Origin of the sequence: Brevundimonas sp. (genome assembly GCF_046299535.1) — a bacterium.
In the GTDB taxonomy this organism is placed as follows: Bacteria; Pseudomonadota; Alphaproteobacteria; order Caulobacterales; family Caulobacteraceae; genus Brevundimonas.
Genome location: NZ_JBKBIB010000002.1, coordinates 100,218 through 119,942, shown reverse-complemented (window position 1 = coordinate 119,942; position 19,725 = coordinate 100,218). Strand labels below are relative to the sequence as shown.

Genomic DNA, 19,725 nt, shown 5'->3' with positions numbered 1-19,725 from the left:
CCGTCTCACTCCTGAACCCCCTCTGGAGCGGGCTGGACCGGGGCTGGGGTCTGCGCGTCCGCAGCGGCGGCCGCGTCGCGACGGCGCTGGGCCTCGGCCTCGGCCACGCGACGGACTTCCTCTTCCTCGCGGGCGCGGCGACGGGCCTCCTGATCCGCGATGCGGGCGGCGGTCTGGGCGTCTGGCGGCGGGGCGGTGGTCGCCGCGGCCAGCGGGGGCGCGTTCAGAGCCTCCGGATCAGCCAGTTGGGCGAAGTCCTGGAACAGCAGCACGCGCACATAGTCTATGGGGCCGCGGTCCGTGAACAGCTTGACCCGCCAGGTGCCGTCAATGCCTCGCGCCGCCACGCCGACGGGCAGCCCCCGCGGAATGCCGCCGCCGTCGCCCGAGGTAATGACCCGGTCGCCTTCACGAACAGCGTCCTCGCCACGGACGTAGTCCAGCCGGGGATTGCCGCTGCCGTCTCCGGTCAGCATGGCGCGCGCGTCGGTGCGGTCGATGAGGACCGGGGTTCGGCTGGCCACATCCGTCGCCAGCAGGACGCGGCTCACCCCGCCGGTGGCCCCCACGACCCGACCGATCAGACCGTGTTCGTTGATGACCGGATTGCCCACGCGAACACCCCGGTTGCGCCCGACGTCGATGAGGCGGGCGTTGACGAACGGCCCACGGGATTCCGACACCGAGCGCGCGGTGACCATATCCACCGGAGGCTCGACGCGAAGGCCCAGCATGGATTCATAGCGGGCGTTGACGTTCTTCAGCGCGATGGCCTGATCGCGCCAGGGCTCCAATTCGGCCAGTTGGGCGCGCAGGCGTCGGTTCTCGGACACGGCGAAGAAATAGCCGCGCACATAGTCGCTGGCGTGTCCGACCCAGCGCACCGGGGCGGCGAACACGCCGCCCACGGGAGCCGCGACCGTATCCACACTTGCCCGCGCAAGGGAGTAATTCGGGTCATCCACATCGCGCCGGTCAGCCAGCAACAGCACGATGGCGGCGATCGCCGCGAGAATCACCGCCCCCGCCGACACCCAGGCCAGCGGAGCCTTCAGATTATCAAACGGTCCGTCGCGAAACGCCACGGCGCGCCTTCCTGGGCTTTCAGGCCCGTCATCGGATTGGAATCAGCGGGACGCCCCACGCCGACATGCCAGCCTATCGCAAAATCCGGGCCGGAATGAAACGACGATCACGCGGGAATTATCCGGCTCGCGCGGAGCCGTGGATCAGAGCGTGGCTTCCAGCACGCCCTTCATCCAGCGCGGATGCTCCAGCACCCGGCCGCAGCCGACCGCCACGCACGAAAGCGGGTCGTCGGCGACCGAGACAGGCAGGCCGGTCTGATCGCGGATTTCCGTGTCCAGGCCGCGCAGCAAGGCGCCGCCGCCGGTCAGCATGATACCTTTATCGGCGATGTCGGCGGCCAATTCCGGCGGGGTGGCTTCCAGAGCCACCTTGACCGCCTCGATGATCTGGCTGACCGGCTCGGCCAAGGCCTCGGCGGCCTGGCGTTCCGAGATGCGCACCTCGCGCGGCACGCCCTGCATCAGGTCGCGGCCCTTGACCTCGATGCCCAGGCCCTCGCCGTCCGGCGGGATGCGGGCAGTGCCGATGTCCTTCTTGATACGCTCGGCCGTGGTCTCGCCGATCAGCAGGTTGTGGTTGCGGCGCATGTAACTGATCAGTGCCTCGTCCATCTTGTCACCGCCCACGCGCACCGAGCGCGAATAGACGATGCCCGACAGGGACAGGACAGCCACCTCGGTGGTGCCGCCGCCGATGTCCACGACCATGGAGCCGGTGGGCTCGTGGATCGGCAGGCCGGCGCCGATGGCTGCGGCCATGGGTTCGTCGATCAGGCCGACACGGCGGGCGCCGGCGTTCAGGCAGGAGTCATTGATGGCGCGGCGCTCGACCGCCGTGGCGCCCGACGGCACGCACACGATCACCTTGGGGTTCACGAAGCCCTTGCGGTTGTGCACCTTGCGGATGAAGTGCTTGATCATCTCCTCGGCCACTTCGAAGTCGGCGATGACTCCGTCGCGCATGGGGCGGATGGCCTCCATATGGCCGGGCGTGCGGCCCAGCATCTGCTTGGCCTCGATGCCCACGGCGTGGACGATCTTGCGCCCGCCGACGTTTCTCAGCGCCACCACCGAGGGCTCATTGAGCACGATGCCCTTGCCCTTCTGGTAAATCAGGGTGTTGGCGGTGCCGAGATCGATGGCGATGTCGTTGGAGATGGCGCCGAAAAGGGAAAAGCTCATGGGCGTTAGGGTACCGTGGCTGTGCGGCTTGAAAAGGGCTTGTCTGCGGTCAGTCCGCCTCAGCGAAGCCCTGGCGGAGCGCGCATCCCGTCACGCACCGCACCCTGATCGTCTTCGGCCGACCTGACGGCCCGTTTGCCCCTCAATCGGAAGGATTACAAGCCCTCATCCGAGGGCTTGTGGAAAGCCTGCGGTGGGCGACCAGGGGTCAGCCGCCGACGGGCTCGATCCCCTGGGCCTTGAGCGCGCGCTGAACGGCCGGGCGCGCCTGGACCTGGTCCAGATGGGCGTTGAGTTTCGGATAGCGACCCTCGTCCAGAATGCCGGCCTGGCGGCACCAGCGAGTAAAGACAGAGAGATAGCCGTCCGCCACCGTGTACTGATCGCCCATGACGAACGGGCCTTTCAGCAGATGTTGTTCTGCCAGAGTCAGCTTGTCGTTCACGACCTTCAGCGCGGCCTCTTTGGCGTCGCCCTCGACAGGCGGGCGCGAAAACATCAGACGGCTGAGGGCCGGGTGCAGAGACGCAGCGGCCCAGCCGTTGAAGGCGTTCATCCGGGCCCTGGCGAAAGGCTCGGCGGGAACAAGGTTTTTCTCCGGATGCCTGTCTGCGATCCACGGCATAATGACGGCGTTTTCGGTCAGCACGCCCTGATCCGTCTCCAGCGCCGGGGTGACGCCCGCCGGATTGACCGCCAGATATTCCGGGGTCTTTTGCTCACCCGCCTTCAGGTCGATCTTCACCGCCTCATAATCCGCGCCGGCTTCCTCGAAGGCGATGTGCGAAGCCAGAGCGCAGGCGCCGGGGGAATAATAGAGCTTCACCATGGTCTTCATCCTCGATCAGGCATTGAGTTCAACAATCAAGGTGAGAAGCCCGCGCGACCGTTTCAAGCCACCTTTGCCCGTGATGGCCATTCATTCAGCGGTACAAGACGCTCCGCTTCCCGGTCAAAGGCGTCCTCGGCCTCCGCCAGATCGTGCAGGATACGCGGCCCGCGCGGGCCGGTCAGCCGAAAATAGGCGGTCACCTCGCGCCCGCCCAGATCGATCTCCGCCACCTTGTGCAGCACGACGCCGCCCTGACTTCGCAGGGTGGAGGAGAAGGCCGCGCGGCTGATGCCGTCCGCGCCTGATGTGATGTCCGCAATGTCTGCATCCCCTGCAATCATGGTCCGTCTCCAGTTTCCGCGAGACGCCAACCGGATCCGGGTGCGGAAGGTTCCAGCCTCGCCATAAAGCGGGATGATGTCGCGCAACCGCCGGACGCGCTGCTCGTTTGGCCCGGACCCTTCCCCCGCCGGAGTCCCCTTGCCCATGACCTTTTCACTGGTGGCGCGCTGCGCCCGTACGGGACAGTTCGGGGTCGCTGCGGTGACCGGCGTGCCCGCGGTGGGCAAGCTGCTCACCCACGCGGCGGCGGGGGTGGGGGCTGTCGCCACCCAGGCGCGGGTGAACCCCTATCTCGGCATCGACGGACTGAACCTGCTGCGTCAGGGTCTGCCTGCCGGGGCTGTGCGCGGGGCGCTGCTGACCACCGATCCCGCCATTCGTTTTCGTCAGTTCGCGGTGATCGACCGTGAGGGCCGAACGGCGACCTTCACCGGTGAATCGTGCCTGGCCTGGTCCGGCGCGCTGCAAGGGGATGGCCTGAGCGTTCAGGGCAACCGGCTGGCGGGTCCCCATGTGCTCACACGTGCCGCCGTGCGTTTCGAGGCCATGCCGGACGAGCCCCTGGCCGACCGCCTGCTGGAGGCCCTTGCCGAGGGCGTGGCCGCAGGCGGCGACGCGAAGGGCGAGGTCTCGGCCACCGTCTATGTCATGGACACGGAGGACTATCCGCTCTGGGACATCCGGGTGGACGACCATCCTGAGCCGATCAGGGAATTGCGCCGCCTGCACGATGTGTTCCGGGACAAGGTCGTGCCGGAAATCAAAACCATGCCCACCCGCGACAATCCTGCGGGCGAGGAAGGCGAAGTTCCGATCTAGGGTTCGGGGCGGACATCGCCCAGGGCGTTCATGAACATCATTCCTCCCATGAGGCCCGCCGTAATGGCGTTATCGCCCGTCTGCGTGCCCCTCATCTTGTAGCTCCACGCGCCCTGATGCTGCACCAGAACAAAGGTCACGGACGGCGCATCCGCAACCGTGACCATGAAGACGGCATGCGCCGGAGGCTCGTCCTGATCCGGGGTCGTGAGCAGAGGAAACCCGTCCTCATAAGCCTGCGCCTCAGGCCAGCGATGGCGAATTGCGACGACGGCGTCGTCCCGCACCTCCGCAGCGGAATATTCCTCGGCGTAGCGCGTTGCATAGACCGTCACGTCCATGTCCTGGCCGCGAGTGTTGCAGCCCACATTGTCGCCCCGGCCCAGTCCCTGGGTTTCGGGATAGACCGTCACGGAATTCGTCGCCGCGCCCGGCGTGAAGTGACACGTCAGCCCGCTCTGCACATGGCGCAGCGTCGGGACCGTGTCTGCGGTGACGTTCTTGAACACCCCCTCCGCCCCCGCCCCCGCGATCAGGGCATCCGCCTCGGCGCGCGCCGAGGCCGCCGGATCATCCTGAGCCGCCAGCCCAGCCAGAAGAATCATCCAGATCATCGCCTATCTCCCGTTTCGCCCTGAACGTCAGCAGAGGACGGCGCGCCCGTCCATCCACGATCCCTGAGATCAGCCCCGGCGCAGGATGAACTCGTCGTCTCGCCAGGCCCCGACCGGATACCGATACTCGCCCGCCTTCTCGAACCCGTAAGCAGCGTAGAGCTTCTGCGCCTTCAGATTGCCGCTCCAGACCCCGATCCACAGCGGCCCTTCCGAGTTGGCCTCCATCCACTCCAGAGCGATCTTCAGCAGGGCCGTCCCGACGCCAAGACCTTGGGCGGCCTTCGACACGTACAGCCGGTGCAACTCTGCATGGCTCGCCCGAGCGTCCGGATGCGGCAGGCCGCAGCGGCCTGTATTGGCGAAGCCCAGGATCTCGCCATCGCGCTCGGCCACCCAGTAGTGATGATCGGGACCGGTCAGACGTGCACGCGTCGTCGCCTCGCTGAAGGTCTCGTCCAGAAACGGCTCCAGATCCTCGGGCGGATAGGGAATGCCGAACCCGTTCACGAACGTCTCGATGAAGGTCGCGCGCCCCAGCGCGGCCAAGGCAGGGGCGTCATCGGGGGTGGCGGGACGGATGGCGAAAGCGGTCATGACGGCGGCATAGCTTTCCCAGCGCGTGACGCAAGCCCCGCCGCCTCGCTAGACTGCGACTCATGACCCTGTTCATCACCCACCCCGACATGCTGGCCCACGACACCGGTCAGGGACATCCGGAGCGCTCCGCCCGGCTGGCGGCCGTTCTGGACGCCGTGGATGACGCGGGCCTGTCGCTGGACCGGCGCGAGGCGGCGGAGGCGGAGGTGCAGGCCTTGGTCCGCGTCCATCCCGAGGCCCATGTTCAGAGAATTCTGGAGGCCTCGCCCTCAAGCGGCGTCGTGGCGCTGGACCCGGACACGGTGCTGTCGCCGGGCAGCGTGCGGGCCGGGCGGCTGGCGGCGGGGGCGGCGATCCAGGCGGTGAGGGCCGTGGCGGCCGGCGAGACCAGCCGCGCCTTCGCCGCCGTGCGCCCACCCGGCCACCATGCGGAGCCGGCCAGGGCCATGGGCTTCTGCCTGTTCTCCAACGTGGCCGTGGCCGCTCGCGAGGCCCAGGCGCTGGGCCTCTCGAAGGTGGCGGTGATCGACTTCGACGTGCACCACGGCAACGGCACCCAGGCGGCCTTCGAGAACGACGCCAGCCTGTTCCTCGGCTCCATCCACCAGATGCCGCTCTACCCCGGCACCGGCGCGGCGGACGAGACGGGCGTGGGCAACATCGTCAATGCGCCAGTGCCGCCCCACGCGGCGCGCGAGGCGTGGCGGGCGACTTTCTCCGGCGGCCTGATGCCGGCGCTGGACGCCTTTGCTCCCGACCTTGTGATTATCTCGGCCGGATTCGACGCGCACCGCCGCGATCCGCTGGCACACCAGTCGCTGGAGGCGGAGGATTTCGCCTGGGCCACGCGGGCGGTGATCGAGGTGGCCCGCACCCGGTGCGGCGGCAAGGTTGTCTCTTCGCTCGAGGGCGGCTACGACCTGACCGGACTGGGCCTGTCGGCCGTCGCCCACCTGCGGGCGCTAGGGGAGGAATAGACGCGCGAACCCTTTGGCTGCAAAGGCCCGCGTCCGGTCATGACGATCCAGAACCTCTCGATAGAATCGTCTTCCCCAACGGGGGTGCCCGCAACCGCCGGGCGCGCTCACGTGGGCGCGCCCTATGCCCCCACCCCCTGTGCCCCCCCACCGCCCCCCCCCCGGCGCCATAACCCTTGCGCGTCACGGCCGCCCGGCCCTGTCCCGCAAGGTCCTGCTGACCTCGCAGGGCTATCGGGACTGGTGGGCCGCCTATGAAGTGGGCGGGCTTTGCAAGAAGCAGACGCCGCCGCCGGGCCTGCTGGAGACCGCCGCCCGCGCCGACGCCATCTTCGTCTCCACTCGCCCACGAGCTCTGGAGACCGCGGGCCATGTGGCGGGCGAGCGCGACCTGAACATCGATCCGGTGTTCATCGAGGCGCCCCTGCCCCCGCCCGCCTTCCCGGACTGGGTGAAGCTGTCGCCCCGCTGGTGGGGCGTGGTCTCGCGCATCTGGTGGTGGGCCTTCGATTTTCACGACGAGGGCGAGGAAAGCCGCGACATGGCCCGCGCCCGCGCCGTGAAGGCCGCCGACGTCCTACTGGCGCGCGCGGAGCGGGGGGAAGACGTGCTGGTGCTTGCGCACGGATTCTTCAACGCCATGATCGGCCACCGTCTGAAGGCGCTGGGCTGGCGCTGCACTCGCGACCAGGGATTCAAATACTGGTCCAGCCGCCGCTTCGAGAAGCCCTGACCCGACCGGTCGCTGTCGCGCAGGTTTCACATGACGCGGCGCTCCCGTTCTGCTTATGTTCTTGCTTAGTCGCAAACGGAGACCGCCCATGGCCCACGATCTGATGCTCTACACCAACCCCATGTCGAGGGGCCGTATCGCGCGCTGGATGCTGGAGGAGACGGGCGCCGACTACGCCGAGACGGTGCTCGACTACGGCACGACCATGAAGGGCGCCGACTATCTGGCGATCAATCCCATGGGCAAGGTGCCGACCATTCGCCACGGCGATCAGGTGATCACCGAATGCGCGGCTATCTGCGCCTATCTGGCCGACGCCTTTCCCGAGGCGGGCCTCGCGCCTGCGCTGGACCGGCGCGGCGCGTACTATCGCTGGATGTTCTTCGCCGCCGGCCCCCTGGAGACCGCCGTCACCAACCAGGCGCTGCAGGTGCAGGTGCCGGCCGACAAGCAGGGCTTCGTGGGCTACGGCTCCATGGCGGCGGTGCTGGACGCCGTTTCGGGCGCAGTGAAGGCCAGCCCGTATATCGCCGGCGACCGCTTCACAGCAGCAGACGTCTATGTGGGCGCCCAGATCGGCTGGGGCCTGCAGTTCGGCACCATCGAGAAACGCCCCGAATTCGCTGACTACGCCCACCGGGTCATGGACCGCGACGCCTGGCGCCGCGCCACCGAAAAGGACGACGCCCTGACGCCGCCGCCGGTCGCCTGACCATTTTTTGGATTCAGGCCGTTCCGGCATGGGGCGGATATGGTCTAGGGTCGCCCGACTCTCCGGATGCGCGAAAAGACCATGGCCGACGACCCCAAGACCATTCCAGCCGATCTCAGCTTCGAGGACGCCCTGGCGCAGCTCGAGCAGATCGTCTCCGAGCTCGAGTCCGGCCAGGCCCCGCTGGAGCGGTCCATCGCCATCTATGAGCGCGGCGCCGCGCTGAAGGCCCACTGCGAGGCGCGCCTGAAGGCCGCCCAGCTCCGGGTCGAGAAGATCGTGGTCGGCGCCGACGGCCAGGCCAGGGGCGTCGAACCCGCCGAGTTTTCGTGATGAGCGGCCCGGCGGCCGACCAGATCGCCTTCGACGACTTCATGAAGGTGGACGTGCGCGTCGGCCAGGTCATCAAGGCCGAACCCTTCCCCGAGGCGCGCAAGCCCGCCTATCGCCTGACCATTGATTTCGGCCCCGACATAGGGGTCAAACGCTCTTCGGCCCAGATCACCAAACACTATGCGCTGGACGAACTGCACGGCCGCAAGGTCGCCGCCGTGGTCAATTTCCCGCCCCGCCAGATCGGGCCGATGATGTCCGAGGTCCTGACCCTGGGCTTTCCCGACGCCGACGGCGAGGTGGTGCTGGTGGGCGTGGACCGCGAGGTTCCGGTGGGGGGGCGTCTGTTTTGAGCCGCTCCGATCCCTATCCCGCCGCCAATTCGCCGGAACAGGCCATGGCCGACCGCGTGGCTGAAGTGGCCGATCTGGTCACCGTGGCGCTGGACGAATTGTTGCCTCGTGCGGACGGTCCCGAGGCGCGCCTGACAGAGGCCATGCGCTACGCCGCCCTGGGCCCCGGCAAGCGGTTGCGGCCATTCTTCGCCCTGGAGGCGGCGCGGCTGTTCGACATCGAGGAGCGTCCGGTGTTGCGCGCCGCCTGCGCGCTGGAGTGCGTTCACGCCTATTCCCTGATCCACGATGACCTGCCGTGCATGGACGACGACGACATGCGCCGGGGACGCCCTACCCTGCACCGGGCCTATGACGAGGCCACCGCCGTACTGGCCGGCGATGCGCTGCAGACCGCGGCCTTCGACATCATCCTGGACGAGGACACCCACGACGATCCGGGCGTGCGCTGCGAACTGGCCCTGCGACTGTCCTTCGCATCGGGCGCAAGGGGCATGGCCGGCGGCCAGATGATCGACCTGATGGGTGTGCGGGACGACCTGGGCGGCGTGGCGCGCATGCAACGGCTCAAGACCGGAGCCCTGATCACGTACGCCTTCGAGATTCCCCTGATCATCGCCCATGCGCGGGAAGAGCACCGGGGCGCCCTGCTCGCTTTCGCCCACGACCTGGGCCTGGCCTATCAGATCGTGGACGACCTGCTGGATGCCGAGGGGGACGAGGATCTGCTGGGCAAGGCGGCCGGGGGCAAGGACGCGGCGAAGGGCAAGACCAATTTCGTGACCCTGCTGGGCGTCGACGCCGCGCGCGAGCGGGTCACCCACTTGGCCCAGCAGGCGCGGGACCATCTGGCCCCCTTCGGTCCGGACGCCGAGATGCTGAAGGCCAGCGTCGATCACGTCCTGCACCGTCGAAGCTGAGCCGTAATCCCAGAATTCCGGCCCGCATGGCTTGGGTCCGGCATCGCTGCACCTACATGAAGCGTTGAGACCGAACGATCGCCGACAAAAGGAGACACCCCATGGCCTTCACCCTCCCCGACCTGCCCTACGCCTATGACGCGCTGGAGCCGGCGATCGACAAGGAGACGATGACCTTCCACCACGACAAGCACCACAAGACCTATGTGGACAAGCTGAACGAGGCCGTGGACGCGGACTCCAGCCTGCAGGGCAAGTCGCTGGAAGAGCTGTTCGCCGGCATCTCCAAGGCTCCCAAGGCCGTGCGCAACAACGGCGGCGGTCACTGGAACCACAGCCTGTTCTGGGAACTGCTGGCCCCGCAGGGTGAAACCGGCGCGCCCTCGGCGGAGCTGAAGGCCCAGATCGACAAGGACCTGGGCGGCATGGACAAGTTCCAGGAAGCCTTCAACGCCGCCGGCGCCGGTCAGTTCGGCTCGGGCTGGGCCTGGCTGATCTGGCAGGACGGAAAGCTGAAGGTCACCTCGACCCCCAACCAGGACAACCCCCTGATGGACGTGGCCGACGAGCGCGGCGCGGTCGTCCTGGGCGCCGACGTCTGGGAGCACGCCTACTACCTGAAGTACCAAAACCGCCGTCCGGACTACCTCAAGGCTTTCTGGACTGTGGTGAACTGGAACAAGGTCAACGACCTGTTCGCGAAGGCCGCTGCGTAACCCGAACCGCATCTGCAGTCGAAGGGGCCGGGTTCACACCCGGCCCCTTTTTGATTCATCAACCGCGTTTGCGCATCTGGAATGTTAGCGTTACCGTTCTTCTGGAGAGTCCGAAGGACCGAGGGAGGACGAGATGAGACTGCTGCGCTTGCTGGCCGGAGTCGCTCTTGCAGGGTTTCTGACGGCCGGCGCCGCGACGGCCCAACCCCGAACGGTCACCGGAACGCTAGACCTGGACAGCCCCGGCGCGGCGATCCAGCCGGAGGTGTACGGCCACTTCATGGAGCAGCTGGGCAGCGGCATCACCGGCGGGATCTGGGTGGGTCCGGACTCCGACATTCCGAACACGCGCGGCTTCCGCAACGATGTGGTCGCCGCCTTGCGGGCGCTGGAGGTTCCGGTCGTGCGCTGGCCGGGCGGTTGCTACGCCGACATCTATGACTGGCGCGGCGGCATCGGGCCACGCGGCGAGCGGCCGGTCACCCTGAACCGCTGGTGGGGCGGCACCGAGGAGGACAACGCCTTCGGCACCCACGAGTTCTTCGACTTCGCCGAACTGATCGGGGCGAAGACCTATCTCAGCATCAATGTGGGCACCGGCACGCCCCAGCAGGCGGCGGACTGGATCGAATACGTCACCTCGGACAGCCAGTCTTCGCTGGCCCGCGAGCGGCGGGCCAATGGGCGGGAGCAACCCTGGCGTCTGGACTACATCGGCGTCGGCAATGAGCCGTGGGGCTGCGGCGGACGCATGCGCGCGGCCTACTACACGGATCTTCTGCGGCACTATGTGGGCTTCATCGCGCCCTTCGGGCAGGAATCCGTCATGATCGCGGCGGGCCCCAGCGGCGATGATTATGACTGGACCCGCACCCTGATGCGGGACGGCATGACCAATTTCGACCAGCTGTCGGTTCATAACTACACCCTGCCCACGGGCGACTGGTCGGCCAAGGGCGCCGCCACCGGCTTTCCGGTGGAGGAATGGGTCTCCACCTTCGACAACGCCTACCGCATCGAGAGCATCATCACGGGGCATTCGGCGGTCATGGACGAGTACGACCCCGACGGCACGATCGGCATCGCGGTGGACGAATGGGGCACGTGGTACGACCCCACCCCCGGTTCGCCTGATGGACATCTCCAGCAACAGAACAGCCTGCGCGACGCCCTGGTGGCCGCCGCCCATTTCAACATCTTCCATCGTCACGCCGGGCGGGTGCGCATGAGCAATATCGCCCAGATGGTGAATGTGCTGCAGGCCCTGATCCTGACCGACGGTCCGGAGATGGTGCTGACGCCCACCTATCACGCCTTCATGCTCTACAAGCCGTTCCAGAACGCCGAGGTGTTGCGGTTGACGCTGGACGACGGGGACAGGGGCGACCGGCCCATGGTGGACGCGACGGCCGCGCGGAGCGCGGACGGCCGTGTGCATCTGGCGCTGATTAATCTGGACCTCGCCGCCGGGGCGGCCATAGGACTGGAGATGGACGGCGCCGCCCGCATCGTGGAGGCTCGTATCCTGACCGCCCGGGTCATGGACGCCCACAACACCTTTGCTGACCCCGACAGGGTCGTGCCCCTGCCCTTCGACGGCGCACGCCTTTCGGACGGGCGGCTGGCGGTCGAACTGCCCGCCCATTCGCTGGTCGTGATCACTCTGGAGCCTTCCTCGCCTTGACGTTTGGGCCCGGCCCCGTCATAAGCGCCGCCTTCACGTCCCGCCCGCAAGGCCGGGGTGTGTTCCATGACGGACGATGCGTGGACCGCCGTTGAGATCGCATTCCCATTCGGGGGGATGCCGGGCCGCATCAATATAGAGAGTGACATATGTCCAAGCGCCACAGCGCCAAGTACAAGATCGACCGCGCCATGGGTGAAAACCTGTGGGGTCGCGCCAAGTCTCCGGTCAACAAGCGGTCCTACGGTCCCGGCCAGCATGGCCAGCGCCGCAAGAACAAGGTTTCTGACTTCGGCATCCAGCTGAAGGCCAAGCAGAAGCTGAAGGGCTACTACGGCAACATCACCGAAAAGCAGTTCGCCAAGACCTATGACGAGGCCGCCCGCCGCAAGGGCAACACCTCGGAAAACCTGATCGGCCTGCTGGAATCGCGCCTGGACGCCATCGTTTACCGCGCCAAGTTCGTGCCCACCGTCTGGGCCGCGCGCCAGTTCGTCAGCCACGGCCACGTGACCGTGAACGGCAAGAAGGTCGACATCGCCTCTTACCGCGTGAAGGCCGGCGATGTGGTCGAGGTCAAGGAAAAGTCCCGCTCCATGGCGCTGGTGCTGGAAGCCCAGCAGTCGTCCGAGCGCGACGTGCCCGACTATCTGGAACTGGGCGACCGCGGCTTCTCGGCCCGCTATGTGCGCGTTCCCGAGCTGGCCGACGTGCCCTACGCCGTGAAGATGGAGCCGAACCTGGTGGTCGAGTTCTACTCGTCCTAAGGCTCTGCCGGACGCGCTTGAGCGACCGGTTGTGAACAACAAGGCCCCGGAGCGATCCGGGGCCTTTCGCATTTGGCCCAATCAGGCGATCATGGGCCACGCCAAGGGGAGAGCGCCTTGCTCCGCACCATCGCCGCCACTGTGACCGTCTGCATGCTGGCAGGCGGCTGTGCGATGATTGACCGCGTCCTGCCGGGACGCGGCGATGCGGCGCCGGACCGGCCAATCATGGTGAGCACCGAAGGGATGCCGGGAGTGCTGGAGCCCATCCACGCCGCAGCCATCATCGCGGACCACGCCGTGTTCCGCGTCACCTCCGGCGGCTGCACCGATCGCGACGATATCCAGCCGATCATCACCCTGGTGGATGACGAAGCGGTGGTGACCCTGCGGCGGATGCATGACGACTATTGCCAGGCCTATGCGGAAGACGGCCTGGAGCTGATCTGGACGTTCGAGGAACTGGGTCTGGCTCCCGGCCAGCGCGTGCGGATCAATAATCCCTACCTGGACTCGCTTTAGGCGGTCAGGGCGCGGGGCAGTTTGAAGGTGACGGTTTCGCGGGCGCCGTCATCCTCACGCAGGGTCACGTCAAAACGCCCGGAAAGCGCCGAGATCAACCCCTGAATGAGCTCCTCCGGGGCCGAGGCGCCGGCGGTTACGCCGACCGTTTGCACATCCTCGAACCAGGCCCAGTCAATGCGGGAGGCGTCGTCCACAAGCCGGGCGTCCCGGGCGCCAGCGCGCAGGGCGACCTCCACCAGCCGCACCGAATTGGAGGAATTGGCCGAGCCCACCACCAGAACCAGATCCGATCCCTCCGCCAGACGCTTCACGGCTTCCTGACGGTTGGTCGTGGCGTAGCAGATGTCCTCCTTGTGAGGATCGGGCAGGCCCGCAAACCGGGTCTTGAGCGTCCGCACGATCTCGGCCGTGTCATCGAGGGAGAGGGTCGTCTGTGTCACATAGGCCAGGTCGGCGTCATTGGGCGGCACGAAGTCCCGGGCGTCCTCAACCGTCTCCACGAGACTGATAGCGCCATGGGGCAGCTGACCCATGGTGCCGACCACCTCCGGGTGACCCGCATGGCCGATAAGGATGATGTGACGACCCGCGGCGTGATGACGCTCCGCTTCCACGTGCACCTTGGAGACCAGAGGACATGTGGCGTCCAGGAAGAACATGTCCCGTGATCGCGCCGCCTGCGGCACCGCTTTCGGCACGCCATGGGCCGAGAACACGACCGGCCGGTCGTCAGGACACTCATCCAGTTCCTTGACGAAGACAGCGCCCAGGGCGCGCAGGCGCTCAACAACGTGACGATTGTGGACGATCTCGTGGCGCACATAGACCGGGGCCCCATACTTTTCGATCGCGCGCTCCACGATCTGGATGGCCCGATCAACCCCCGCGCAGAACCCGCGCGGAGTGGCCAGACGCACGCTCAGCGGACGACGATCGATGGACGAGGCAGTGACAGCGGTCATGGCGTGTAACTAGGCGTTCGCGTCGCCGGGCGCCAGCGCGACCGCGCGCTCGCGTTGCGGCGCCTCGCTTTAGCCGCTATCAGCGATGAATCCTTGCCGCCTGTTCTGATCGGCGGGCTCCCTGACTGGTCGCTTTCCGGAAATTCTCCATGCGTCGTTTTTCCTATGCCCTGATCGCCGCAGCCGCTGCGGTTGTGGCCTTCCCCGTCGACAGTTCGGCGCAGACCCGACCCGGGCAGGAATCGGGCCAGGGCGAAGCTCGACGGCAGGACGACGGATGGAACGTGCCGCGCCTGCGCCTGAACCAGCGAGCGAACGCGGGGCCCTGTCCGTTCGTGAAAATCTTGTACGACGCCGCACGCTATGTGGAGATGCCCTTCGAACAGCCGGGGACGAACAATGTCGGCTATACTGGCGAAATCCAGGGTGTGACGGCGAATTGCTCCTATCGCGACAATGACCCGATCACCGTCAACATGAACATCCTGTTCGAGCTGGGCCGCGGCCCCCAGGCGACGAACGACAACCGCACCTATCGCTACTGGATCGCGGTGACGGACCGGAACACCGCGGTCCTGAACAAGGAATATTTCGATCTACCGGTTAATTTCCGGGGCCAGCAGCGCGCCACTGTGGAAGAAGAAATTCGGGGCGTGGTGATTCCTCGCGCGGAAATCACCACCAGCGGCTCCAATTTTGAAATTCTCATCGGCTTCGAGGTCACGCCCGAGATGGCCGAGTTCAACCGCACCGGGAGCCGCTTCCGCATCAACGCCGGCACGGCATCCGCCCAGCAATGACCGACCTCAAGTCTGTTCTAGGCGAAGCGGTCGGGGCCGCCTTCGCCGCCGAAGGCGTGGACGCGGCGCTGGCGCGGGTCACGGCCTCGGATCGCCCCGATCTGGCCGATTTTCAATCCAACGGCGCGCTCGCCGCTGCAAAAGCGCTGAAGGCCAACCCGCGTGAACTGGCCGCCCGGGTCGCCGAACGGCTGACCGCAGACCCCCGGCTGGAGTCCGTCGAGGTGGCCGGGCCGGGCTTCATCAATCTGAAAGTGGCGGGCGCGACCCTGGCCGAGCGGGCCGAGGCGGTGGCGGGTGATGCGGACCGGGCGGGCGCGAGCGGCGTGGATGCGGCGCGCAAGGTCATCATCGACTACGCCGGCCCGAACGTGGCCAAGCCCATGCACGTGGGCCACCTGCGCTCGTCCATCATCGGCGAGAGCCTGAAGCGGCTGTTCCGCTTCCGGGGCGACGTGGTGTGGGGCGACGCCCATTTCGGCGACTGGGGCTTCCAGATGGGCCTGCTCATCGTGGCCTGCGCCGACGAGGGACTGGCGGACGCTTTCATGGTCGAGGGCGACGGCCCCTTCCCCGCCTACAGCCCGGTGTCGCTGGAGGATCTGGAACGCCTGTATCCGCTGGCCGCCGGCAAGGCCAAGGAAGACGAGGCGTTCCGCGACCGCGCGCGGAAAGCCACCGCCGAACTGCAATCCGGCCGGGCCGGCTACCGCGCCCTGTGGGCCCATTTCGTCGCCGTCAGCCGCTCGGCGCTGGAGCGTGAGTTCTCGGCCCTGGGCGTGGATTTCGACCTGTGGCAGGGCGAGTCCGACGCCGACGCCTTCGTGCCCGGCATGGTGGCGGACCTCGAAAAGCAGGGCCTGCTGATCGCGGATCAGGGCGCGCGCATCGTGCGTGTGGCGAAGGAAGGCGACAAGCGCGAGCTGCCGCCCTTGCTGGTCGTGTCGTCCGAAGGCTCGGCCATGTACGGCACCACCGATCTGGCGACCATCGTGGGGCGGCGCGAAGACCCCGGCTTCGACCTGATCCTCTATGTGGTGGACCAGCGTCAGGCCGACCATTTCGAGCAGGTGTTCCGGGCGGCCTGTCTGGCCGGATACGCAAACCAAGGCGCGCTGGAGCATCTGGGCTTCGGCACCATGAACGGGCCGGACGGCAAGCCGTTCAAGACCCGCGCGGGCGGCGTGCTGAAGCTGCACGACCTGATCACCATGGCTGTCGACAAGGCGCGCGAGCGCCTGAAGGAGGCCGAACTGGGCGCCGATCTGCCCGAAGCCGAGTTCGAGGACATCGCTCGCAAGGTGGCGGTGGCGGCGCTGAAATTCGCCGACCTGTCGAACAACCGCACCACCAGCTACGTCTTCGACCTCGACCGCTTCATGAGCTTCGAAGGCAAGACCGGGCCGTACCTGCTGTATCAGGCCGTGCGCATCAAATCCCTGCTGCGCAAGGCGGCCGATCAGGGCGCGACGGCGAGCGCCATCGCGGTGTCCGAGCCGGCCGAGCGTGATCTGGTTCTGACGCTGGACGCCTTCGATCAGGCCGCCGCCGACGCCTATGACAAGCGCAGCCCGCACCTGATCGCCGAGCACGCCTATCGCCTCGCCCAGTCGTTCTCGAAATTCTACGCCGCCTGCCCCGTGCTGGCCGCGCCGGACGAAACGACCCGCGCCTCGCGCCTGGCCCTGGCGGCCGCCGCCCTTCGTCAGCTCGAGATCGCGCTGGACCTGCTGGGCATTGCGACGCCGGAGCGGATGTAGGCACAATCCCCGCGACGTATCAGAGGATCGATCATGTCGCTGACGCCCTTCATCGCCGACCTGCCCAAGGCCGAACTGCACCTGCATATCGAGGGCAGTCTGGAGCCCGAACAGATGTTCGCGTTCGCCCGGCGCAACCGGGTCGCGCTGCCGTTCGCCTCGGTGGAGGAGATCAAGGCGGCCTATGATTTCTCGAACCTGCAGGACTTCCTCGACATCTATTACGCCGGGGCCGACGTCCTGCGCACCGAGGACGACTTCCGGGAGATGGCGCTGGCCTATTTCCGGCGCGCGGCGGCGGACAGCGTCCGGCACGCGGAAATCTTCTTCGATCCCCAGACCCACACCGACCGGGGCATCCCCTTTCAGGTGGTCGCCGACGGGCTGCTCGCGGGCATGGATCAGGCGGAGCGCGACCTGGGCGTCACCTCGAAACTGATCCTGTGCTTCCTGCGCCATCTGGACGAGAACGCGGCCTTCGCCACCCTGAAGGCCGCCGAGCCCTGGCTGGACCGGATCGAGGGCGTGGGGCTGGACTCGTCCGAAGTCGGCCATCCGCCGTCCAAGTTCGAGCGGGTGTTCACCGCCGCCGGGGCCATGGGGCTGAAGCGGGTGGCTCACGCGGGCGAGGAAGGCCCGCCGGAATACGTCTGGGAGGCGCTGGACCTGCTGAAGATCGACCGCATGGACCACGGCAACCGGTCGCTGGAGGATCCGGCCCTGATCCGTCGACTGGCGGCCGAAGGCATGACCCTGACCGTGTGCCCCCTGTCGAACCACAAGCTGTGCGTCATCGACGACCTGACCAAGCATCCCGTGCCCGAGATGCTGAGGCAAGGTCTGCACGTGACCCTGAACTCGGACGATCCGGCCTATTTCGGCGGGTATGTGAACAGGAACTATGAGGCCATGGCCGAGCATGCGGGCGTGACCCGCGAGCAGCTGATCCAGATCGCGAAGAACAGCTTCGAGGGCTCGTTCCTGGCCGACGAGGACAAGGCCCGCCACATCGCCGAGGTGGACGCCTACGCGGCGAAGGCGGCCTGATGCTGCTGCCCTTCTTCACCGCCCTGCGCGAGGCGCGCGTGCCCGTGTCCCTGAAGGAATGGCTGCACCTGATGCAGGCCATGGACGCGGGCGTGGCGGACGGCAAGGTGGAGGACTTCTACCATCTGTCGCGCGCGGTGCTGGTGAAGGACGAGAAGCACTACGACCGCTTCGATCAGGTGTTCGGCAAGGTGTTCAAGGGCGTGGAGACGGTCGGGGCCGGCGACGAGATCACCGCCGATATCCCGGCGGACTGGCTCAAGCTGCTGAACGAGAAATACCTGACCGACGAGGAGAAGGCCCAGATCGAGGCCTTGGGCGGCTTCGACGCGCTGATGGAGACGCTGAAGCAGCGGCTGGAGGAGCAGACTGAACGGCACGAAGGTGGCAACCGCTGGATCGGCACGGGCGGGACCAGCCCCTTCGGCCACGGGGGCTACAATCCCGAGGGCGTGCGCATCGGCGGCGAGGGACGTCAGGGCCGGGCGGTGAAGGTCTGGGAGAAACGCGAGTACAAAAACCTGGACGACACGGTCGAGCTGGGCACCCGCAACATCAAGGTGGCCCTGCGCCGCCTGCGGCGGTTCGCTCGAGAGGGTGCGCCGGACGAACTGGACATGGACGCCACCATCGACGGCACAGCACGTCAAGGCTGGCTGGACATCCACATGCGGCCCGAGCGTCGCAACACCATGAAGGTGCTGCTGTTCCTCGACGTGGGCGGCTCGATGGATGCCCACGTGAAGCTGTGCGAGGAGCTTTTCTCGGCGGCGAAGACCGAGTTCCGGAATTTGGAGTTCTTTTACTTCCACAACTGCCTCTACGAAGGCGTGTGGAAGGATAACCGGCGGCGGCAGTCGGAACAGACCGCCACATGGGACCTGCTGAACAAGTATCCCGGCGATTGGCGTGCTGTGTTCGTGGGGGACGCCACCATGAGCCCCTATGAGGTCACCGTCCCCGGCGGATCAGTTGAGCACTGGAATGAAGAGGCCGGCGCAGTCTGGCTGCAGCGGGCGCGTCAGCAATGGGAGAAGTCCGTCTGGCTGAACCCCGTGCCTGAGCGGTTCTGGGGTTATACTCCGTCTGTCAGCCTGATCCGCGAGGTTATGGGAGAGCGTATGTTCCCTCTGACCCTGGACGGCCTGGAGCGCGCCATGCGGACACTGGCGCGCTAAACCGCACACCAGCCAAGCGAAAGGGCGCGAACGAACATCCGCGCCCTCACTTTAAACAAGCCTGAATTAGTCCTTCAGGCTGTCCTTGATGCCGCCGACGGCGTTCTGAACCTTGCCTTCGGCCTGCTTGCCCTTGCCTTCGGCCTGCAGTTTCTGGTCGCCGGTCATTTTGCCGACGCCTTCCTTGATCTTTCCTTCAGCCTGCTTGGCGGAGCCTTCGACGCGATCATTGTCAGCCATGCTGTATTCCTTCGATTGACGTCTGCCGTTTCGGCGACGCTTCGAGTAGGAAACAGGCAAGACGGCCGGAATGTTCCGTCACGCTTTCGGGATCAGCGCTGACGCAACCACACCGCGACAGCCCATGCGTGGGCTTCGTGGCGCAACTCGGTCAACGCCCGATGAGGATCCAGCCAGTGAAGTTCGTGGTCCTCCTCGACCTTGGCGGCAGGGTCTTCGCGTTCCATATCCGCAGTCCAGAAACCCGCCAGATTGTTTACGGCCCGGCCGTCGGATTTCAGGAAATACTGCCCCGCCTCACACAGACGATCGCTCGCCCGCACGGTCAGGCCGGTCTCCTCCAGAAATTCGCGAACCAACGCCTGCTTTTCGGTTTCGTCGCCGTCGATGGCGCCGCCGGGGAGATCGTAATAACTCCCCTCCCCGCGATCAACGCGCACACAGGCGAGCAGACCGTCGCGAAACACGAGGCCGAAGGCGGTGGGGCGGTCTTCATAGCTGTGGCCGGGTTCCGGCTGGCCGAATTGCAGGTTCATGGCGC

The 19,725-nt window shown here is 66.7% G+C and carries 24 protein-coding genes; 15 read left to right on the top strand and 9 right to left on the bottom strand.

What is annotated here, in order from left to right; all coding sequences use genetic code 11:
- Positions 1 to 5: 5 nt before the first annotated feature.
- From mreC to ACK4FB_RS02090, 4 genes are all read right to left on the bottom strand, one after another.
- Complete coding sequence (gene mreC / locus ACK4FB_RS02105) at positions 6 to 1,085, bottom strand: rod shape-determining protein MreC (RefSeq protein WP_409747353.1); 1,080 nt, start codon at positions 1,083 to 1,085, stop codon at positions 6 to 8.
- Between the two features lie 144 nt (positions 1,086 to 1,229).
- Complete coding sequence (locus tag ACK4FB_RS02100; protein WP_409688305.1) at positions 1,230 to 2,270, bottom strand: rod shape-determining protein; 1,041 nt, start codon at positions 2,268 to 2,270, stop codon at positions 1,230 to 1,232.
- A 208-nt stretch (positions 2,271 to 2,478) separates the two neighbouring features.
- Positions 2,479 to 3,099: a glutathione S-transferase family protein gene (locus ACK4FB_RS02095; protein ID WP_409747351.1), complete on the bottom strand. Its 621-nt coding sequence runs from the start codon at positions 3,097 to 3,099 to the stop codon at positions 2,479 to 2,481.
- Positions 3,100 to 3,161: 62 nt separating this feature from the next.
- Positions 3,162 to 3,443 carry a hypothetical protein gene (locus ACK4FB_RS02090; protein WP_409747349.1) on the bottom strand — a complete coding sequence of 94 codons (282 nt, stop codon included), beginning with the start codon at positions 3,441 to 3,443 and terminating at the stop codon, positions 3,162 to 3,164.
- Positions 3,444 to 3,588: 145 nt separating this feature from the next.
- On the opposite strand from ACK4FB_RS02090, the gene ACK4FB_RS02085 reads away from it, so the two are divergent.
- Complete coding sequence (locus tag ACK4FB_RS02085; protein ID WP_409747347.1) at positions 3,589 to 4,263, top strand: DUF1028 domain-containing protein; 675 nt, start codon at positions 3,589 to 3,591, stop codon at positions 4,261 to 4,263.
- On the opposite strand, the gene ACK4FB_RS02080 is transcribed toward ACK4FB_RS02085, so the two are convergent.
- Together ACK4FB_RS02080 and ACK4FB_RS02075 are read right to left on the bottom strand one after the other, a co-directional pair.
- Positions 4,260 to 4,877 carry a hypothetical protein gene (locus tag ACK4FB_RS02080; protein ID WP_409747345.1) on the bottom strand — a complete coding sequence of 206 codons (618 nt, stop codon included), beginning with the start codon at positions 4,875 to 4,877 and terminating at the stop codon, positions 4,260 to 4,262. The genes ACK4FB_RS02085 and ACK4FB_RS02080 overlap by 4 nt on opposite strands.
- Before the next feature lie 69 nt (positions 4,878 to 4,946).
- Positions 4,947 to 5,474, bottom strand: coding sequence for an N-acetyltransferase family protein (locus ACK4FB_RS02075; protein ID WP_409747343.1), 528 nt, complete (start codon positions 5,472 to 5,474; stop codon positions 4,947 to 4,949).
- 62 nt (positions 5,475 to 5,536) lie between these two features.
- On the opposite strand from ACK4FB_RS02075, the gene ACK4FB_RS02070 reads away from it, so the two are divergent.
- From ACK4FB_RS02070 to ACK4FB_RS02025, 10 genes are all read left to right on the top strand, one after another.
- Positions 5,537 to 6,454, top strand: coding sequence for a histone deacetylase family protein (locus ACK4FB_RS02070; RefSeq protein WP_409747341.1), 918 nt, complete (start codon positions 5,537 to 5,539; stop codon positions 6,452 to 6,454).
- 124 nt (positions 6,455 to 6,578) lie between these two features.
- On the top strand, positions 6,579 to 7,187 hold the full coding sequence (locus ACK4FB_RS02065; RefSeq protein ID WP_409747339.1) for a histidine phosphatase family protein: 609 nt from the start codon (positions 6,579 to 6,581) through the stop codon (positions 7,185 to 7,187).
- 88 nt (positions 7,188 to 7,275) lie between these two features.
- Positions 7,276 to 7,899 carry a glutathione S-transferase family protein gene (locus ACK4FB_RS02060; RefSeq protein WP_409747337.1) on the top strand — a complete coding sequence of 208 codons (624 nt, stop codon included), beginning with the start codon at positions 7,276 to 7,278 and terminating at the stop codon, positions 7,897 to 7,899.
- A gap of 66 nt (positions 7,900 to 7,965) precedes the next feature.
- Complete coding sequence (locus ACK4FB_RS02055) at positions 7,966 to 8,232, top strand: exodeoxyribonuclease VII small subunit (protein WP_409747335.1); 267 nt, start codon at positions 7,966 to 7,968, stop codon at positions 8,230 to 8,232.
- The gene (locus tag ACK4FB_RS02050) at positions 8,232 to 8,585 is read left to right on the top strand and encodes a tRNA-binding protein (RefSeq protein WP_409747333.1); all 354 of its coding nucleotides are present in this window, start codon (positions 8,232 to 8,234) and stop codon (positions 8,583 to 8,585) included. The genes ACK4FB_RS02055 and ACK4FB_RS02050 overlap by 1 nt, the downstream gene beginning before the upstream one ends.
- 44 nt (positions 8,586 to 8,629) lie before the next feature.
- Entirely contained in the window at positions 8,630 to 9,505 is an 876-nt protein-coding gene (locus ACK4FB_RS02045) for a polyprenyl synthetase family protein (RefSeq protein ID WP_409747645.1), read from the top strand.
- A 101-nt stretch (positions 9,506 to 9,606) separates the two neighbouring features.
- On the top strand, positions 9,607 to 10,221 hold the full coding sequence (locus ACK4FB_RS02040) for a superoxide dismutase (protein WP_409747331.1): 615 nt from the start codon (positions 9,607 to 9,609) through the stop codon (positions 10,219 to 10,221).
- Positions 10,222 to 10,354: 133 nt separating this feature from the next.
- Positions 10,355 to 11,905 (top strand): alpha-N-arabinofuranosidase, encoded by a 1,551-nt coding sequence (locus ACK4FB_RS02035; RefSeq protein WP_409747329.1) that lies wholly within the window; start codon positions 10,355 to 10,357, stop codon positions 11,903 to 11,905.
- Between the two features lie 149 nt (positions 11,906 to 12,054).
- Complete coding sequence (gene rpsD / locus ACK4FB_RS02030) at positions 12,055 to 12,672, top strand: 30S ribosomal protein S4 (protein WP_409688348.1); 618 nt, start codon at positions 12,055 to 12,057, stop codon at positions 12,670 to 12,672.
- A gap of 117 nt (positions 12,673 to 12,789) precedes the next feature.
- A complete protein-coding gene (locus ACK4FB_RS02025) occupies positions 12,790 to 13,194 on the top strand; it encodes a hypothetical protein (protein WP_409747327.1) in 405 nt (134 codons plus the stop codon).
- Here the strand turns inward: ACK4FB_RS02025 and ispH are convergent.
- Positions 13,191 to 14,159 (bottom strand): 4-hydroxy-3-methylbut-2-enyl diphosphate reductase, encoded by a 969-nt coding sequence (gene ispH / locus ACK4FB_RS02020; RefSeq protein ID WP_409747325.1) that lies wholly within the window; start codon positions 14,157 to 14,159, stop codon positions 13,191 to 13,193. The two genes, ACK4FB_RS02025 and ispH, sit on opposite strands and share 4 nt — an antisense overlap.
- 149 nt (positions 14,160 to 14,308) lie before the next feature.
- Here ispH and ACK4FB_RS02015 point away from each other — a divergent pair, with 149 nt between their 5' ends.
- The 4 genes from ACK4FB_RS02015 to ACK4FB_RS02000 are packed head-to-tail and all read left to right on the top strand — an operon-like array spanning position 14,309 to position 18,944.
- Positions 14,309 to 14,959 carry a Tat pathway signal sequence domain protein gene (locus ACK4FB_RS02015; protein ID WP_409747323.1) on the top strand — a complete coding sequence of 217 codons (651 nt, stop codon included), beginning with the start codon at positions 14,309 to 14,311 and terminating at the stop codon, positions 14,957 to 14,959.
- Positions 14,956 to 16,719 carry an arginine--tRNA ligase gene (argS, locus tag ACK4FB_RS02010; protein WP_409747322.1) on the top strand — a complete coding sequence of 588 codons (1,764 nt, stop codon included), beginning with the start codon at positions 14,956 to 14,958 and terminating at the stop codon, positions 16,717 to 16,719. Before ACK4FB_RS02015 ends, argS begins: the two co-directional genes overlap by 4 nt.
- A gap of 33 nt (positions 16,720 to 16,752) precedes the next feature.
- Positions 16,753 to 17,766 carry an adenosine deaminase gene (locus ACK4FB_RS02005; RefSeq protein ID WP_409747320.1) on the top strand — a complete coding sequence of 338 codons (1,014 nt, stop codon included), beginning with the start codon at positions 16,753 to 16,755 and terminating at the stop codon, positions 17,764 to 17,766.
- Positions 17,766 to 18,944, top strand: coding sequence for a vWA domain-containing protein (locus tag ACK4FB_RS02000; protein ID WP_409747318.1), 1,179 nt, complete (start codon positions 17,766 to 17,768; stop codon positions 18,942 to 18,944). The genes ACK4FB_RS02005 and ACK4FB_RS02000 overlap by 1 nt, the downstream gene beginning before the upstream one ends.
- Before the next feature lie 66 nt (positions 18,945 to 19,010).
- Here the strand turns inward: ACK4FB_RS02000 and ACK4FB_RS01995 are convergent, their stop codons facing one another.
- Together ACK4FB_RS01995 and ACK4FB_RS01990 are read right to left on the bottom strand one after the other, a co-directional pair.
- Positions 19,011 to 19,184, bottom strand: a complete 174-nt coding sequence (locus tag ACK4FB_RS01995; protein WP_409747317.1) for a CsbD family protein — start codon at positions 19,182 to 19,184, stop codon at positions 19,011 to 19,013.
- Positions 19,185 to 19,276: 92 nt separating this feature from the next.
- On the bottom strand, positions 19,277 to 19,720 hold the full coding sequence (locus tag ACK4FB_RS01990) for an NUDIX domain-containing protein (protein WP_409747316.1): 444 nt from the start codon (positions 19,718 to 19,720) through the stop codon (positions 19,277 to 19,279).
- Positions 19,721 to 19,725: the final 5 nt, after the last annotated feature.